Genomic DNA, 16,746 nt, shown 5'->3' with positions numbered 1-16,746 from the left:
GGCGCGGACGAGATGCGACACCCTGACCAGGACGCCCAACTTGATCTCGATCCAAACGCCGGTCCGGGTCCGGCCGCGCTGGAACTTCAGGACGATCTGGAAGGCGATACGTTGCGCGAGGAATGCGGCGTCTTCGGCATCTACGGTCACCCTGATGCGGCCGCGATCACCGCGCTCGGCCTTCACGCCCTCCAGCACCGCGGCCAAGAGGCCGCCGGCATCGTCTCCTACGACGGCAGCCGCTTTCACTCGGAACGCCGCCTCGGCCTCGTCGGCGACACCTTCTCCCGCCGCGAGGTGATCGACCGCCTGCCCGGCAGTGTGGCGGTCGGCCATGTCCGTTATTCCACCACCGGCGCCACCATCCTGCGCAACGTGCAGCCGCTATTCGCCGAGCTCAATGCCGGCGGCCTTGCAGTGGCCCACAACGGCAATCTCACCAACGGCCTGACGCTGCGCCGCGAGCTCGTGAAGCACGGCGCGATGATGCAGTCGACCACCGACACCGAGGTGATCCTGCACCTGGTCGCGCGCTCCAAGCGCGCCCGTTTCATCGAGCGCTATATCGACGCGCTGCGCGAGATCGAGGGCGCCTACGCGCTGGTCTCGCTGACCAACAAGAAGCTGGTCGGCGCGCGCGATCCGCGCGGCATCCGCCCGCTCGTGCTCGGCGAGCTCGACGGCTGCCCGATCCTGACCTCGGAGACCTGCGCCCTCGACATCATCGGCGCGCGCTTCGTGCGCGACATCGAGCCGGGCGAGGTCATCGTGTTCGACGAGAACGGCCAGGACATCCACAAGCCGTTCCCGCCGATGGCGCCGCGCCCCTGCATCTTCGAATACATCTATTTCGCTCGCCCGGATTCCATCGTTCACGGCCGCTCGGTCTACGAGGTGCGCAAGGCCTTCGGCGCGCAGCTCGCGCGCGAGAGTCACGTGCCGATCGACGTCGTGGTGCCGGTACCGGATTCCGGCGTGCCGGCCGCAGTCGGCTACAGCCAACATTCCGGCGTGCCGTTCGAGCTCGGCATCATCCGCAACCATTATGTCGGCCGCACCTTCATCCAGCCGACGCAGGCGATCCGCGAATCCGGCGTGCGCATGAAGCATTCGGCCAACCGCGCCGCGATCGAAGGCAAGCGCATCATCCTGATCGACGACTCGCTGGTGCGCGGCACCACCTCGAAGAAGATCGTGCGCATGATGCGCGATGCCGGCGCCAAGGAAGTGCATTTCCGTCTCGCTTCGCCGCCGATCCTCTATCCGGATTATTACGGCATCGACCTGCCCGACCGCGGCGGCCTCCTGGCCGCAACACACTCGCTGGAGGAGATGCGCGAGATCATCGGCGCCGACTCGCTCGCCTTCCTGTCGATCGACGGCATGTACCGCGCCATGGGCGAGCCCGGCCGCGACCCCGCCAATCCGAAATTCTCGGACCACTGCTTCACCGGGGCCTATCCGACCCACCTCACCGACCAGACCCAGACCGAGCCGCAGCCGCGGCAATTGTCCCTGCTGGCGGAAGCGAGCTGAAGGCGCAGCCGTCATCCCGGGGCGGTCCGTAAGGACCGAACTATGGTGCGCACTTCCGCATCTGAGAACCTCGAGATTCCGAAGTTGCGCTCCGCACGCCCGGAATGACGGTGTGGTGGGGGCTTGTCCCGGCCGTCCACGCCTGTAAAACCCCGACATGACAAAGCCCCTCGCCAACCGCATCGCTCTCGTCACCGGCGCCTCGCGCGGTATCGGTTTCGCCACGGCACGCGCGCTTGCCAAAGCCGGTGCGCACATCGTCGCGGTCGCACGCACGCAAGGAGGGCTGGAAGAACTCGACGACGAGATCCGCAAGGACGGCGGCAGCGCCACCCTGGTGCCGCTCAACCTCACCGATTTCGACGGCATCGCGCGTCTCGGCGCCGGCCTGCACGAGCGCTACGGCAAGCTCGACATCCTCGTCGGCAATGCCGGCGTGCTCGGGCCCTCTTCACCGATCGGCCACATCGAGCTGAAGGCCTTCAACGACGTGATGGCCGTCAACGTTTCCGCGAACTTCCAGCTGATCCGCTGCATGGAGCCGCTGCTGAAGCAGTCCGACGCCGGCCGCGCAGTGTTCATCACCTCGGGCGCCGCCAACAAGGCGACCGCCTATGTCAGTCCCTACGCCGCCTCCAAGGCCGCGCTGGAAACGCTGGCGCGCGCCTGGGCGCAGGAGACCGCGAACACGCCACTGCGCGTCAATTTGTTCAATCCGGGACCGATCCGCACCCGCATGCGCGCCACGTTCATGCCGGGCGAGGATCCTGCGACGCTCGACACACCCGAGCAGGTTGCCGAATTCATCGTCCCGCTGTGCGCGCCCGACTGGACCGAGACCGGCAAGTTCTACGATTACAAGACCCGCACCTTGATGAGCTTTCAGTCGCCAGCATGAAGGCGAGCGGTTTGTCGAACCATCGCGGGTGACGACGATACCGCCGAGGTCGATACCGGAAAACGCATCCAGAAATTCAAGCTGACATCGGACGCGCTCAAATAGCGTCTCAACGCATTTTGCCCAAAAGTTAACCGACGGATCACGCTGCGACGCAGCGTCATCCGGCTTTAGGCGCATTGCCGCCAGCCGTCGGACACGGTAGAGCCAACAGCAGGAATAAGGCTCCGCAAGAGAGCCGTCCGAATATTTGACAATGGAGGAGACCTTTCATGACGACGTTCGCGCGCCGCTCCGCGGCCCTTCTGGCTTGCGCCGCTTTCGGTTTTGCATCATCCGCCTACGCTCAGGACAAGACCGTCACGATCGGCGTGCTCAACGACATGTCCAGCCTCTACGCCGATATCGGCGGTCCCGGCTCCGTGGCGGCGGTCAAGATGGCGGTCGAGGATTCGGGCCTGCTGGCCAAAGGCTGGAAAATTGAAGTCCTCAGCGGCGACCACCAGAACAAGCCTGATGTCGGCGTCAACATTGCGCGGCAGTGGATCGACACCCAGAAGGTCGACATGATCACCGACACGCCGAACTCCGGCGTGGCGCTGGCGGTCAGCAATGTCGCCAAGGAAAAGAACGTGGTCCTGCTCAACAATGGCGGCGCCACCGCCGACCTCACCGGCAAGGCCTGCAACGCCAACACCATCTCCTACACCTATGACACCTACATGCTGGCTAACGGCACCGGCAAGGCGCTGACGAAAGCCGGCGGTGGCACCTGGTTCTTCCTGACCGCCGACTACGCCTTCGGCGCCGCGCTCGAGCGCGACACGAGTGCCGTTGTCACCGCAAACGGCGGCAAGGTGCTGGGTGGCGTCAAGCACCCGCTCAACACCTCGGACTTCTCGTCCTTCCTGCTCCAGGCGCAGAACTCCAAGGCGAAGATCGTCGGGCTTGCCAATGCCGGCGGCGACACCACCAATTCGATCAAGCAGGCGGCCGAGTTCGGCATCGTCGAAGGCGGCCAGAAGCTCGCGGCGCTGCTGCTCTTCATCAACGACGTTCACTCGCTCGGCCTCAAGACCGCGCACGGCCTGACCTTCACGGAGTCCTTCTACTGGGATCTCAACGATGGCACCCGTGCCTGGTCCAAGCGCTTCCAGGAGAAGGTGAGCAACCACGCGATGCCGTCGATGACCCAGGCCGGCAACTATGCCGGCGTGATCCACTACCTCAAGGCGCTCGAAGCGCTCGGCGGCAATCCGCATGACGGCGCCAAAGTCGTCGCCAGAATGAAGGAAATCCCGACTGACGATCCGCTGTTCGGCAAGGGCCCGCTCCGCGAGGACGGCCGCCGCATCATCCCGGCCTATCTGTTCGAGGTGAAGAAGCCGGAGGAGTCGAAGGGACCGTGGGACTATTACAAGCTGGTTGCCAACATCCCGGCGGAAGATGCCGCCAGGCCGCTCAAGGACAGCGAGTGTCCGCTGGTGAAGAAGTGACCCCGTAGCGGTCGGGCATTCCGTCATGCCCGGGCTTGTCCCGCCTGCGCGGCCGAAACCGCTTCGGCGCGGCAAAGGCCCGGGCATCGACGTTTCAGGCCTATCGCCTCGCCGCCTGTTCGCTCACGACGGCCGCTTGCGCTTGTGCGCGAAGGGATTGGCCTTCTCGCGCAAGGTGATGCGCACGGGCGTGCCCGGCAGATCGAAGGTCTCGCGCATGGAGTTGGTGAGGTAGCGCAAGTAGGATTGCGGCACCGCGTCCGCGCGCGAGCAGAACAGCACGAAGCTCGGCGGGCGCGCCTTGTTCTGCGTGATATAGTTCAGCTTCAGCCTGCGGCCGGACACCGCCGGCGGCGGATTGGCCTGGATGGCCTGCTCGAACCAGCGATTGAGCGCCGAGGTCGGCACGCGCCTGTTCCAGACAGCGTAGGCGTCCTGGATCGCCTGCATCAGGCGGTCGATGCCCTCACCCATCAGGCCCGAGACGGCGACGATCGGCACGCCCTTGAGCTGTGGCAGCCAATGGTCGGCATCGCGGCGCAGGCCCGAGATGGCGCCGCCGCCCTTGGTCTCCATCAGATCCCATTTGTTGACCGCGAGCACGACCGCCCTTCCCTCGCGCTCGATCAGATCGGCGATGCGCAGATCCTGCTCCTCGAAGCGGTTCTGCGAATCCATCATCAGCACGACGACTTCGGCAAAGCGCACCGCGCGCAGCGCATCGGCGACGGAGAGCTTTTCCAGCTTCTCCTCGATCCGCGAGCGCCGGCGCAGGCCGGCGGTATCGAACACGCGGAAATCGCGGCCCTTCCAGTTGATCTCCACCGCGATGGAATCGCGCGTGGTGCCGGCCTCGGGGCTGGTCAGCAGGCGCTCCTCGCCGAGCAGGTGATTGATCAGCGTCGACTTGCCGGCATTGGGCCGGCCGACGATGGCGACACGGATCGGGCGGGTCGCGGCCTCCTCCTCGGAGAGCGGTTCGTCGTCCTCGGCCTCATCGTTCTCGGCGGGCTCCGGCATCAGCCTGCTGAGCGCGTCATAGAGCTCGCCCATGCCCTCGCCATGCTCGGCCGAGATCTGGATGGGATCGCCGAGGCCGAGGGCGAACGCTTCCATCGCACCGGCATCGCCATGCTTGCCCTCGCTCTTGTTGGCGATGAGCAGCACCGGCTTGTTGGCCTTGCGGGCGAAATCGGCGAAGGCGCGATCGGTGGGCGTGAGACCGATGCGGGCGTCGATGACGAAGAACAGCGCGTCGGCTTGCGCGATCGCGGTCTCGGTCTGCTCCTGCATGCGCGCAGTCAGCGAGCCCCTGGCGCCCTCGTCGAGGCCGGCGGTATCGATGATGGTGAACTGGAGGTCGCCGAGCCTGGCCTCGCCTTCGCGGCGGTCGCGGGTGACACCCGGCAGGTCATCGACGAGCGCGAGCTTCTGTCCAACCAGGCGGTTGAACAGCGTCGATTTGCCGACATTGGGCCGGCCGATGATGGCGATCGTGAAGGACATCGGTCATTCGTGCGCTGCCGGGGCTGCGCCTGTCAATGCAATGAGGGATATCAGCGCGAGAAGCTGCCGCTCGGCAGCGGCGCCGGGAAAGCGCTCTGCGATTGCTGCTGGGTGGTCTGGGCCGGTTGCGCCTGCTGGGCGGGCTGATCCGGCGCCGGCGCGGTGGTGCGCTTGCGGACGATCTTGTGCTTGGGCGGCGGAGCGGCCGTAGCTGGTGCGGCCTCCGGCTGAGCCTCGCCGTCGACCTCGCCGGCAGGCGCCTCAGCCGGTGCTGCTGCCGCGGCGGCGGGCTGCTTGGTGCGCTTCGCCTTGCTCCCCTTTGCCGGCTTGGCCGGCTCGGGCGGCGGCTCCGCAGGCAAGGCCGCGACGGCCGGCGCATTCGCGTCCTGCTGCTGCTGCGCGCCCTTGTACATCTCCTTCGGGACACCCTGTTCGAGGCCCGGCACGCCTTCCGGAAAGACCGGCTTGCGCTCGCCCGGCAGCTTCTTCTTGGTGTCGAGGAAGTCGAGCATATCGCTTGGATCGAAGCTCGAGCAGCCGCCCAGGACGCCCGTGAAGGCGATCAGGATGGCGGCTGCGATCAAGCGTGGCGTGCGGCGCATCTTGTGTCTCGTCTTGCGTCAGAGGACCGTCGTCAGCTCTTGGCAACGGGCGGCAACAGGGCCTGGAGCGCCTCGGCGCGCGAGCGCAGGCCGGGCGGCGTTTCGCCGTCGCCTTCAATCGCGTCGAGCCATTTGCGGGCTGCGGTCATGTCGTTGTTGCGCCAGGCCGACAGCGCCAGCATCTCGCGAGCGCTGTGGCGGAAGGTCGACTTGGGCGCGGTGGAGGCTTCCAGCCGCTGCTGCATGTCGGCGTAGCTGGCGCTGTCGAGCAGCAGGCCGGCGGCCCGGATCTTCGCCAGATCCTGCCACTCGCCACCAACGCTGCGATCGGCGGCAATGTCGTCATACATCTTCGCGGCGGCCTTGGGATCGCGGCTCGCGGCCTCGGCCGCAGCACGCAGCCGCGCCAGGGTGCGATAGCCGGACGGAGCCTTGGCGGCGAGCTCGGTGAAGGCCTTCTCGGCGTCCTCGTGCTTGGCCTGCTCGGACAGCTCGACCGCCTTCTCGAAGGCGGCACCGGCCTCGGCCGCCTTCTTGGCCTCGAAATACTGGTAGGCGCGCCAGCCGCCGACGGCGGCCACGACCAGCACCATCAGGGCGATGAAGTAGATCGAATACTTGTCCCACAGCTTCTTGAGCTGTTCGCGACGTACTTCCTCGTCGACTTCGTCAAATAATTCAGACACTTATGCTAATCCCATGCCCGTCCGGGTACGCGCGCGGAAGCGTTCGCGTCAGAAATCCCGTCCCCACGTGGCGGCGAGGTACCCTAACGATATGGCGGTGGCAAGGCAAAGCGAGCCCGATCAAGGCGTTAACCACCCGGGAAGGCCCTGGGAGAACCGCCTGCCCGGCTCAGCTGCCGAGCAGTTCCCGCAGCTGCCGCTTCAGCACCTTGCCATTGGCATTGCGTGGCAGCGGCTCTGATGTGATCGCCATGGTTTCGGGCACCTTGTAGTCGGACAGCCGCTCGGCGCACCAGGCGCGCAAATCCGCGTCGGCAACGGGTGCGCGCGTCACCACCACGGCGTGGACGCGCTCGCCCAGCACCGGGCAGGCCTTGGCGATGATCGCGCTCTCCACCACGGCGGGATGGCCGGCCAGCACGGATTCGACCTCGGCCGAATAGATCTTCAGGCCGCCGCGATTGATCATGTCCTTCTGCCGGTCGAACACGCGGATAAATCCGTCCGCATCCACCGAGCCGAGATCGCCCGAGTGCCAGAAGCCGCCCGTGAAGCTTTCGGCCGTGGCTTTCGGATTCTTCCAGTACCCCTTGATCACTGAGGCGCCATGGATCCAGAGCTCGCCGATTTCGCCGCGCGGCAGCTCGCGCCCGTCCGCCCCCATCGCGACAATGCGCGCGCCGGGGCACGGCAGGCCGACGCTGTCGATGTGGATCTTCGTCAGCTCGCCCGGCATGATGGTCGAGGGCGACGTCGTCTCGGTCGCGCCGTAGCAGTTCATCAGCTTCAGTCCGGGAATCTTCGCCTTCAGCTTCTCGATGGTCGCGACCGGCATCGGCGCGCCGCCAAAGCCGCCGATGCGCCAACTCGACAGATCGTAGCTGTCGAAATCGGGCTGGAGCAGGCAGAGATTGTACATCGCCGGCACCATCACGGTGTAGGTGACGCGCTCGCGCGCGGCGAGCTTGAGATAGTCGGCCGCCCTAAACTCCGGCATGATGATCAGCGCGCCGCCGCAGCGGACCATGGTCGTGATGTTGGCGACGACCCCGGTGACATGGCCGAGCGGCACCGCCGCGATCGAGCGATCGGTTTCCGCCAACTGCAGACAGGACTCGAACACCATCGAGGAGTGCACGATGTTGCAATGGGCCAGCATCGCGCCCTTCGGCTTGCCCGTCGTCCCCGAGGTGTAGAGAATCATCGCGGTGTCCTCCTCCCCTACCTCGACCGGCGCAGGCGCCGGCGAGTTGTCGGCGAGCACTGCGAACCGCGACAGAGCCGGATCATCGTCGATAGCAATACGGTGGATCAGATCGGGCAAATCCGGCGCATCGGGCAGCCGCTCGGCGAGGGCGGCTTCGTGGATCAGGATCTTTGCGCCGCAATCGGTCAGCACATAAGCGATTTCCGGCTTCTGCTGGCGCGTGCTGAGCAGCACGGTGACCAGCCCTTCATGCGCGGCGGCAAACAGCAGCAGCGGAAATTCGATGCGGTTGCCGAGCAGGATGGCGACGCGGTCGCCGCGCTGCAATCCGAGCTTGCGAAATCCAGCTGCGATCCGTGCGGCCTGCTCCACGGCCTGCTGCCAGCTCAGGCGGATATTGCCTGCGATCAGCGCTTCACCGTCGGGATTGCGGGCGCGGGCATTGGCGATCATCGCCCAGAGACTCGCCGGCCGGTCGCAGAACGCCGGCACCACCCGGTCGCCAAAGCGCGCCTCGAGCCGCATCGGCGGAATCTGAGATTGCGACCAGTCCATCGGAATGCCCTGACCTTGTTGCTTCGTCAGCTTCCGCGCATGCGCAGGCGGAGCTGTCTTGCGCTGACCGGCTGTCTTCACCTTTGGCGCATGATCTCGTCGGAAAACCGCTCCACACTTTGCGCTAACGGATCATGCGCTACACGCCCACGACGGGAACACCGATCACGACGGGATGGAACGCAAAGGCCAGCGCCAGATAAGCAACGACCCCGACCCCGACCGCGATCAGATCGTTGGTGACGCCGCCCACCGGGATCGGCGGGCCGCCGGCGTCGGTGCGATGCTTGAGCGTAATGCGGTCATACACCGCCCAGGCGAGGAACGAGCCGAACAGGATGATCGAGCCGAGATCACCGTTGGCGAGCAGATGCGCCGCCGCCCACAACTTGATGCCGGCCAACATCGGATGCTTCAGCGTCGCATAAATACGGCCGCGCAAATATGACGCCACCACCAGGATGACGGCGGGCAGCATCAGCGCGAGCGTGACGTGCTTCATCGCCTTCGGCGGATACCAGACGTCGATCCAGCCGGAGCTGCGGTAGTGGGCAAAGCCCCAAATGATCAAAGCGAGGCCCGCCAGCGAGACCAGCGAATAGAGGATCTTGTAGGTCCCCTCGCCCAGCTTCGCGATCGCCTGCGCGCGCGCCTCGCGTTTCGTCGTGAAAATATGGGCCGCGAAGAACAGCACCAGCCCCAGGACCATGACCAGCAGACCCACGACATCCCCTTGCGTAAGACCCGTGCTCCATCAGGTATCATCTTCACCCAGCGAAGCGCAATGCGTCAGTCCTTCTCAACCAGCTTTCCGCTTCGGGCTTCGATCCAGTCTCGTCCCATCGCGATGCTCAACTTCACCAGAGGCGCGGCAACCGTGGAGAAGAGCAGCTTGATCATGTACTGGCCAACGATCGTCGGCAGGACGACGCCGGTACCGTAGAACGCGATCGACACGAATATGACGGTGTCCAGCAGCTGAGCCAACATCAGGCTAAGCCAGGCCGACAGCACCACGGACCTCCTGCCGAACGCCGTCTTGCGCAGCAGGAGGAAGAACGACAGGTCGAAGTGTTGACTGACCATGTAGGCGATCCAGCCTCCGATCCAGATTCGAACCGAGGAGCTGACGACCGTTTCGAAATCCTGCTGGTGGTGCCAGCCCGAAGCCGCCGGGAGATAGGCGGCAAACTCGAAATAGGCGGCGGACAAGGCCATGCTGACCAGGCCGAGATTGATCACCCGCCTGGAATACTCCCTGCCGAACAATTCCGCGATCGTGTCGAGAATGATGAATGTCAAGAGATAGCTGAACACGGTCGCGCTGGCGTCCAGGCCGAAAGGCAGGGCGAACAGCTTTGAGCCCGCGATCGTGCTGGTGATCAGCAGCGAGGAATGGAGTGTGAGCAGAAATAGAAAATAGCTGATCCTGGCATCCATCGGCTCACGGCCCCCGGGGCGGTCTGGCGTTGATAGGTCAAGGCTACGGGCCCAAACTCCCAAAAACAACTTCTTGTTGAATTAGACATCCGGCGGAATATGATCCGGGCATTGCATAACGACCGGACGCCGACAAAATCAGTTTTGACGTCAGAATATTGGATTTCCTTCGTGCTTCCCACGGCCGTTCGCAGGAAGCAATCATTGTAGAATTCCTGCAAACGGCGATTGCGATCAGCCCGGCAGCCGATGCCGGATCGGTGCTGATCAACCATCAAAGGACAAAGCGGCTTGTGCTATTCAACGAAGGCGATTTTCTCTTTCGCGATCGCCTATTGGATCCGCAAGAACGTGCCAGCTTTCCGTCCGCGTTGGGCTACTACGGTACAACTGCTGGAGTATGCTTTAGAACGGGTATGCCGACCACGTTTTCACGGACCGAAGGAGGTGAGTTCTACGGCGAAAGCCCAATCCAGAACATGGTTTGCTTTCCAATCAAATTGGGACAAGGTCAAAGACCATTTGGCGTCGCCTGCTTCCATAACAACGATCCGGCGAAGGCATTTTCTGCCGAGGATAAACGCGTACTAGAGGCCTATACTGACATCTTGGCACTCGCCCTTCATACACCTCACCCGGAGCTCCAGATCGATCGGAACGTCTTCATCGTGCATGGCCGAGACAACGTCAGCCGGAAGGCGCTCGAGGACATCCTTCGGGACAGGAAGGTCACTCCCAAGGTGCTGGCGCGGGAAGACAAGAACGCAACGACGATCTTGGCAGCCTTGGAAGACCTCATCCGAACTTGCAAAGCAGGCTTCATCCTTGCCACGCCCGACGACGAGGGACGCCTGGCAAAATCCAACGACCAATGTGCTGCACGGGCACGTGAGAACGTCATCTTCGAGATGGGGTTGCTATTCGCCAAATTCCGAGCGTTCGACCGAGTCGCTATCCTGCTGAAGAAACCGTTGAAACTGCCATCGGATCTCAACGGGGTCACCTATGAGGAATTCGACAGGATCGAAGACCTCGAAGCCACCATCGCACTCAAACTTCACAAATGGAATCTGCTGAACTGACAAGACCTCTCACGGTGGCCTTGCCGCTGGGCTAAACCCGACAGCGGGTCAGTTTGGGTGCCGATTGTCGACATAACGGATCGCGATGGGTCGGCCGGCCAGCGCGCCGGCAAACCCGGCGGTCAACTTCAGCGGCAAGCAAGCCTTCAGCGATGAATTGATCGCGTTGAGATAGGTCGTGCGGGTGTCTACGGGAACGCCCGCGGTCGCAAATGTCATGCGCGGTGGGCCGATCAGGCCACCCGATCGGTTGAGGCTGAACCGCACCGACATCTGCATGCCCGCGCGCGCATTATTCGATGGCGGCGACCAGCAGCTGCGCAGCTCGGCAAAGAGATCGCCGATCGTGTCGAGATCGTGATCTGGCTTCCGGTATTTGGCGCGGTCGGCATCGGACGGCACGCTTTCGATCGTGAGCTGGAGGTTCTGGCCGTAAGGATAGTCCATCTCGGGAATACAGGGGCCGGGCTCGAGCGGGCTGCAATAAGATGGCGTGCAGGGCCGGCCGTCGAGCACGCTACACGACTCATGCGAGAACGGGATCGGATTGATCTGCCGGGGCCGCGCTTCGGCGGCGAGCGTCGTCGCCGGCAGGAGAGCAACAAGGATGACGCGCCACATGGAGCGAGCTCACAACGTGATACAAATGGAACGTGGCGCTGCCTCCAACAAGGTCAAGCCTATCGCAATTCACGTGCTCGCGTTCAGGGCAACTGTCGTCGCCCGGCTTGACCGGGCGACCCCTACTCCGAGGCGCTTGTAATTGAATCGAGAGGCTGCAGCGTACTGGACGCGCCGGTCAAGCCGGCGCATGACAGCTGGGTGCAGCTGCCCCAGGGGGAACGCACCCTACCCCTTCTTCTTGACGTCCTTGACGTTGGTGAACTCGATGCCCTCGGCGCGCTCCCTGGTGTAGCCGAGGTAGAACTCGTTCCTGGCGAGATACACGGGATCGCCATCCACATCGTCCGCGATGCTGGAGGTGTTGGCGGCGATGAAGCTGTCGAGCTTCTTGCGGTCCTCGGAGGAGACCCAGCGCGCCAGCTGGAACTCGCTGACCTCGAACTCCACCGGGAGCGAATATTCCGCCTCGAGCCGCGCCTTGAGCACGTCGAGCTGGAGCGCGCCGACCACGCCGACCAGCGCCGGCGCGCCGTCGCGCGGACGGAACACCTGCACCACGCCCTCTTCCGACATCTGCTGAAGCGCTTCCTTCAGCTTCTTCGCCTTCATCGCGTCGGTCAGACGGACGCGGCGGACGATTTCCGGCGCAAAGCTCGGCACGCCCACGAAGTTGAAATCCTCGCCTTCCGTCAGCGTGTCGCCGATGCGCAGCGTGCCGTGGTTGGGAATGCCGACGACGTCGCCGGCGAAGGCTTCGTCCGCCACCGAGCGATCCTGCGCGAAGAAGAATTGCGGGCTCGACAGCGGCATGCTCTTGCCGGTGCGCACCAGCTTGGCCTTCATGCCGCGACTGAGCTTGCCGGAGCAGAGCCGCGCGAAAGCGATGCGGTCGCGGTGGTTCGGATCCATGTTGGCCTGGATCTTGAACACGAACGCGCTCATGCGGGGATCGGTCGCCTCGACCTTGCGCTGGTCGCTGTCCTGCGCGCGCGGCTCGGGCGCGAACTTGCCGAGGCCTTCCAGGAGATCGCCGACGCCGAAATTGCGCAGCGCGCTGCCAAAATAGACCGGCGTCAGATGGCCCTCGCGAAACGCCTCGAGCTCGAACGGCTTTGACGCTGCGGTGACGAGCTCGAGCTCGTCCTTCACGGCAGTGACGTCCAGATTGGCGTTGAGCTTGGCGAGCTCTTCGATCTCGATCTCAAGCGCCGCGCCGGTCTTGGCGCCGCCGCCTTCGAGCAGGCGCACGCCGCCATTGACGACGTCATAGGTGCCGAGGAAATCCCGGCCGCGCCCGACCGGCCAGGTCATCGGCGTGGTGTCGAGCGCCAGCGTCTTCTCGATCTCGTCGAGCAGCTCGAACACATCCCGGCTCTCGCGGTCCATCTTGTTGATGAAGGTGATGATCGGGATATCGCGCAGGCGGCACACCTCGAACAGTTTTCGGGTGCGCGCCTCGATGCCCTTGGCGGCGTCGATCACCATCACCGCGGAATCTACCGCGGTGAGCGTGCGATAAGTGTCTTCCGAAAAGTCCTCGTGGCCCGGCGTGTCCAGGAGGTTGAACACGAGACCTTCGAACTCGAAGGTCATCACCGAAGTGACGACCGAGATGCCGCGTTCGCGCTCGATCTTCATCCAGTCCGAGCGCGTATTGCGCCGCTCGCCCTTGGCCTTGACCTGGCCGGCGAGGTTGATGGCGCCGCCGAACAGCAGCAGCTTTTCGGTCAGCGTGGTCTTGCCGGCGTCGGGGTGGGAGATGATCGCGAAGGTCCGCCGCCGCGCCACTTCAGCGGCAAGCGGGGAACGGGCCGGCGATTCGGCTGTGGTTGTGGCGATGTCGGACATGGCGGGAGCGTGTGGCAGGGAAAACGGGCCTGATCAAGCCTCATTTGGTGATTGCACAGGCCTTCGGCCAGCCCCATATCGGCGCTTGGATATCAGTCTTGGGGAGGACGGCCTCCCTATCCATCAGCACGTCAGCCGCGGGGACGACCCTGCTGAAATGGAGGGTCGTCGTGGCCTGGAGCATCCTGTTTGTCGCCGGTCTTCTCGAGATCACCTGGGCGATCGGCTTGAAATACACCGAGGGCTTCACCAGGCTCGTTCCGTCCGTCATCACGCTGGCGGCCATGGCCGGCAGCGTCATCCTGCTCGGGCTTGCGCTCAAATCACTTCCCGTCGGAACCGCCTATGCGGTCTGGACCGGCATCGGCGCGGTCGGCACTGCGACGCTCGGCATCGTCCTGTTCGGCGAGCCGGCAACGGCCTTCCGTCTTGCCAGCATCTCCCTGATCGTCGCCGGGATTGCCGGGCTGAAGCTCGTTACCTGACGAAGATCTGAACCACCCACCAGGTCAGCGCGGCGACGATGGCCGAGGCCGGGATCGTGATCACCCAGGCATAGACGATCGAGCTGGCGACGTTCCAGCGCACTGCCGAGACGCGGCGGGCCGCGCCGACGCCGACGATGGCGCCGGTGATGGTGTGGGTGGTCGAGACGGGAACCCCGAGATAAGTCGCCATGAACAGGGTCGCGGCACCCCCCGTCTCGGCGCAAAAGCCCTGCATCGGCGTCAATTTCGTGATGCGCAGGCCCATCGTGCGGACGATGCGCCAGCCACCCATCAGCGTGCCCAACGCCATCGCCGCCTGGCAGGACAGCACGACCCAAAACGGCACCGAGAACTCGCTGCCGAGATGGCCTTGCGAATAGAGCAGCACCGCGATGATGCCCATGGTCTTCTGCGCGTCGTTGCCGCCATGGCCGAGCGAATAGAGCGAGGCGGAGGCGAATTGCAGAATGCGGAACGCGCGATCGACCGCGAACGGCGTCGAACGCACCGAGGCCCAGGACACGATCGCGACCAGCATCATCGCGAGCAGAAAGCCGACCAGCGGCGACAATACGATCGCCAGCACCGTCTTGGACAGCCCGCTCCACACCGCGGCCGAAATCCCCGCCTTGGCCATGCCGCCGCCGACGAGGCCTCCGATCAGCGCGTGCGAGGATGAAGAAGGAATGCCGAGCGCCCAGGTCACGAGGTTCCAGACGATGGCGCCGACGAGCGCCGCGAAGATCACCTGGGCATCGACGATCGAGGGATCGATGATGCCCGTGCCGATGGTCTGGGCGACGTGCAGGCCGAACACCATGAAGGCGACGAAATTGAAGAAAGCGGCCCAGAATACCGCGAATTGCGGCCGCAGCACGCGGGTCGAGACGATGGTCGCGATCGAATTGGCGGCGTCGTGCAGGCCGTTCAGGAAGTCGAACAGCAGCGCGACGGCGATCAGTCCGACCAGGACGGGAACACCCAACGCAGCATCCACGGCAGCCCCGCCTACACTTGCTCGATGACGATGCTGTTGATCTCGTTCGCGACGTCGTCGAAGCGATCGGCCACCTTCTCCAGGTGGTCGTAGATCTCGACGCCAACGATGAAGTCCATCGCATTCCCCTCGCGGTGCTTGAGGAACAGCTCCTTCAGGCCGATGTCGTGAAGATCGTCGACCCGGCCCTCCAGCTTGCCGAGCTCTTCGGTGATGGCGGTCAGCATGGCGACGTTCGGGCCGATCGATTGCATCAGCGGCAGCGCACGCCCGACCAGATTGGCGCATTCGATCAGGAGCCCGCCGATCTCGCGCATGGGCGGCTCGAAGGCGCGAACCTCGAACAGCATCACTGCCTTGGCCGTCTGCTGCATCTGATCGATGGCATCGTCCATCGACGTGATCAGGTTCTTGATGTCGCCGCGGTCGAACGGGGTGATGAAGGTGCGGCGCACCGCCGTCAGCACCTCACGGGTGATGTTGTCCGCGTCGTTCTCGAACTGATTGACGCGCTGGCAATAGACCGGCGTCTCCTCGCCGCCATTGAGCATGCCCTGGAGCGCGATCGCCCCTTGGATCACCGTCTGGGCATGCCGGTCGAACAGGTCGAAGAACCGTTCTTCCTTGGGCAGGAACGCACGAAACCATCGCATCATGGGGACAGGCTACCGGTTGGAAATGGCCAGGCCCGAAGGGGCCGTCACGAAACTGTCATAGACCATTTTCGATCCGCGCGCGTGTCATCTCGCGCCCGCGGAGCCGGATCATCCACCGCTTTCAAGCGGTCGGTAACTCTGTTTAAAATCAATTACTTAGAGCGATCTTCGGAAGTAATGCGCGATTTCGCCGATGACGCCGCGGCGGAAGGTGAGCACGCAGATCACGAAGATCGCGCCCTGGATCACCGTGACCCACTGGCCGAAGCCCGCCAGATACTGCTGCATGGCGATGATCACGAAGGCGCCGACCACGGGGCCGAAAATGGTGCCGAGACCGCCCACCAGCGTCATCAGCACGACTTCGCCCGACATCGACCAATGCACGTCGGTGAGCGAGGCATTTTGCGCCACGAACACCTTCAGCGATCCGGCAAAGCCGGCCAGAGTCCCTGAGAGGATGAAGGCCAGGAACTTGTACTGGTCGGTGCGATAGCCGAGCGAAATCGCCCGCTGCTCGTTCTCGCGGATCGACTTCAGGACTTCGCCGAACGGCGAGTTGATGATGCGGAAGATCAACAGGAAGCCAGCGAGGAAGCCGGCCAGCACGACATAGTACAGCACCGTCGCATTCGAGAGATCGAGCACGCCGAACATGTGCCCCTGCGGAATGCCCTGGATGCCGTCCTCACCATGGGTGAACGGTGCCTGGAGGTAGATGAAGTACAGCAGCTGCGACAGCGCCAGCGTGATCATCGAGAAATAAATGCCCTGGCGGCGGATCGAGATGTAACCGGTGATGACCGACAGGCCGAACGCCGCGGCGACGCCGACGAGAATGCCGAGCTCCGGCGGCAGTCCCCACACTTTGAGCGCGTGCGCGCTGCAATAGCCGGCCGTCCCCAAGAACATTGCATGGCCGAACGACAGCAGGCCGCCATAGCCGACCAAGAGGTTGAAGGCGCAGGCGAGCAGCGCAAAGCACAGCGCCTGCATCACGAAGAACGGATAGACTCCCGTGAACGGGACAGACGCCAAGAGCAGCGCCATCACCACGAACACAATCATCTCGTCGCGCATCGCACGCGGGCTTGCAGGCAGCGTATCGTCCGTCAGGGTTGTCAT

16 protein-coding genes are annotated in these 16,746 nt (G+C 64.1%); 5 read left to right on the top strand and 11 right to left on the bottom strand.

Annotated elements, in window-relative coordinates:
* The first annotated feature begins 12 nt into the window (after positions 1-12).
* From purF to P6U28_RS11010, 3 genes are all read left to right on the top strand, one after another.
* Positions 13-1,536: an amidophosphoribosyltransferase gene (gene purF / locus P6U28_RS11020; protein ID WP_122403608.1), complete on the top strand. Its 1,524-nt coding sequence runs from the start codon at positions 13-15 to the stop codon at positions 1,534-1,536.
* Positions 1,537-1,693: 157 nt separating this feature from the next.
* Positions 1,694-2,434: an SDR family NAD(P)-dependent oxidoreductase gene (locus tag P6U28_RS11015; protein ID WP_122403609.1), complete on the top strand. Its 741-nt coding sequence runs from the start codon at positions 1,694-1,696 to the stop codon at positions 2,432-2,434.
* 272 nt (positions 2,435-2,706) lie between these two features.
* Positions 2,707-3,930: an ABC transporter substrate-binding protein gene (locus P6U28_RS11010; RefSeq protein WP_122403610.1), complete on the top strand. Its 1,224-nt coding sequence runs from the start codon at positions 2,707-2,709 to the stop codon at positions 3,928-3,930.
* A gap of 123 nt (positions 3,931-4,053) precedes the next feature.
* Here the strand turns inward: P6U28_RS11010 and der are convergent, their stop codons facing one another.
* From der to P6U28_RS10980, 6 genes are all read right to left on the bottom strand, one after another.
* Positions 4,054-5,436, bottom strand: a complete 1,383-nt coding sequence (der, locus tag P6U28_RS11005; protein ID WP_122403611.1) for a ribosome biogenesis GTPase Der — start codon at positions 5,434-5,436, stop codon at positions 4,054-4,056.
* A gap of 50 nt (positions 5,437-5,486) precedes the next feature.
* Positions 5,487-6,038, bottom strand: coding sequence for a hypothetical protein (locus P6U28_RS11000; protein ID WP_129143366.1), 552 nt, complete (start codon positions 6,036-6,038; stop codon positions 5,487-5,489).
* Positions 6,039-6,070: 32 nt separating this feature from the next.
* The gene (locus P6U28_RS10995) at positions 6,071-6,724 is read right to left on the bottom strand and encodes a tetratricopeptide repeat protein (RefSeq protein WP_209295589.1); all 654 of its coding nucleotides are present in this window, start codon (positions 6,722-6,724) and stop codon (positions 6,071-6,073) included.
* Positions 6,725-6,893: 169 nt separating this feature from the next.
* Positions 6,894-8,486, bottom strand: a complete 1,593-nt coding sequence (locus P6U28_RS10990; protein WP_122406717.1) for a class I adenylate-forming enzyme family protein — start codon at positions 8,484-8,486, stop codon at positions 6,894-6,896.
* A gap of 139 nt (positions 8,487-8,625) precedes the next feature.
* A complete protein-coding gene (locus tag P6U28_RS10985) occupies positions 8,626-9,210 on the bottom strand; it encodes an NnrU family protein (RefSeq protein ID WP_122403614.1) in 585 nt (194 codons plus the stop codon).
* A 65-nt stretch (positions 9,211-9,275) separates the two neighbouring features.
* A complete protein-coding gene (locus tag P6U28_RS10980) occupies positions 9,276-9,926 on the bottom strand; it encodes a queuosine precursor transporter (protein ID WP_122403615.1) in 651 nt (216 codons plus the stop codon).
* Between the two features lie 158 nt (positions 9,927-10,084).
* Here P6U28_RS10980 and P6U28_RS10975 point away from each other — a divergent pair, with 158 nt between their 5' ends.
* On the top strand, positions 10,085-11,008 hold the full coding sequence (locus P6U28_RS10975; RefSeq protein WP_407122206.1) for a TIR domain-containing protein: 924 nt from the start codon (positions 10,085-10,087) through the stop codon (positions 11,006-11,008).
* A gap of 48 nt (positions 11,009-11,056) precedes the next feature.
* On the opposite strand, the gene P6U28_RS10970 is transcribed toward P6U28_RS10975, so the two are convergent.
* Together P6U28_RS10970 and P6U28_RS10965 are read right to left on the bottom strand one after the other, a co-directional pair.
* Positions 11,057-11,629, bottom strand: a complete 573-nt coding sequence (locus tag P6U28_RS10970) for a hypothetical protein (RefSeq protein ID WP_122403617.1) — start codon at positions 11,627-11,629, stop codon at positions 11,057-11,059.
* 228 nt (positions 11,630-11,857) lie between these two features.
* Positions 11,858-13,480, bottom strand: coding sequence for a peptide chain release factor 3 (locus P6U28_RS10965; protein WP_122403618.1), 1,623 nt, complete (start codon positions 13,478-13,480; stop codon positions 11,858-11,860).
* Between the two features lie 170 nt (positions 13,481-13,650).
* Between P6U28_RS10965 and sugE the strand changes: the two genes are divergently transcribed.
* Positions 13,651-13,965, top strand: a complete 315-nt coding sequence (gene sugE, locus P6U28_RS10960; protein ID WP_122403619.1) for a quaternary ammonium compound efflux SMR transporter SugE — start codon at positions 13,651-13,653, stop codon at positions 13,963-13,965.
* Here sugE and P6U28_RS10955 read toward each other — a convergent pair.
* The 3 genes from P6U28_RS10955 to P6U28_RS10945 form a co-directional block, all read right to left on the bottom strand.
* Positions 13,958-14,965: an inorganic phosphate transporter gene (locus P6U28_RS10955; RefSeq protein WP_129143360.1), complete on the bottom strand. Its 1,008-nt coding sequence runs from the start codon at positions 14,963-14,965 to the stop codon at positions 13,958-13,960. The genes sugE and P6U28_RS10955 overlap by 8 nt on opposite strands.
* Positions 14,966-14,976: 11 nt before the next feature.
* Positions 14,977-15,621 (bottom strand): DUF47 domain-containing protein, encoded by a 645-nt coding sequence (locus P6U28_RS10950; protein ID WP_122403621.1) that lies wholly within the window; start codon positions 15,619-15,621, stop codon positions 14,977-14,979.
* Positions 15,622-15,777: 156 nt separating this feature from the next.
* Entirely contained in the window at positions 15,778-16,746 is a 969-nt protein-coding gene (locus tag P6U28_RS10945) for a branched-chain amino acid ABC transporter permease (protein WP_122403622.1), read from the bottom strand.

It is taken from the genome of Bradyrhizobium sp. STM 3561, from assembly GCF_045571455.1.
Classification (GTDB): domain Bacteria; phylum Pseudomonadota; class Alphaproteobacteria; order Rhizobiales; family Xanthobacteraceae; genus Bradyrhizobium; species Bradyrhizobium vignae.
This window is presented reverse-complemented; position numbering and strand designations above follow the sequence as displayed.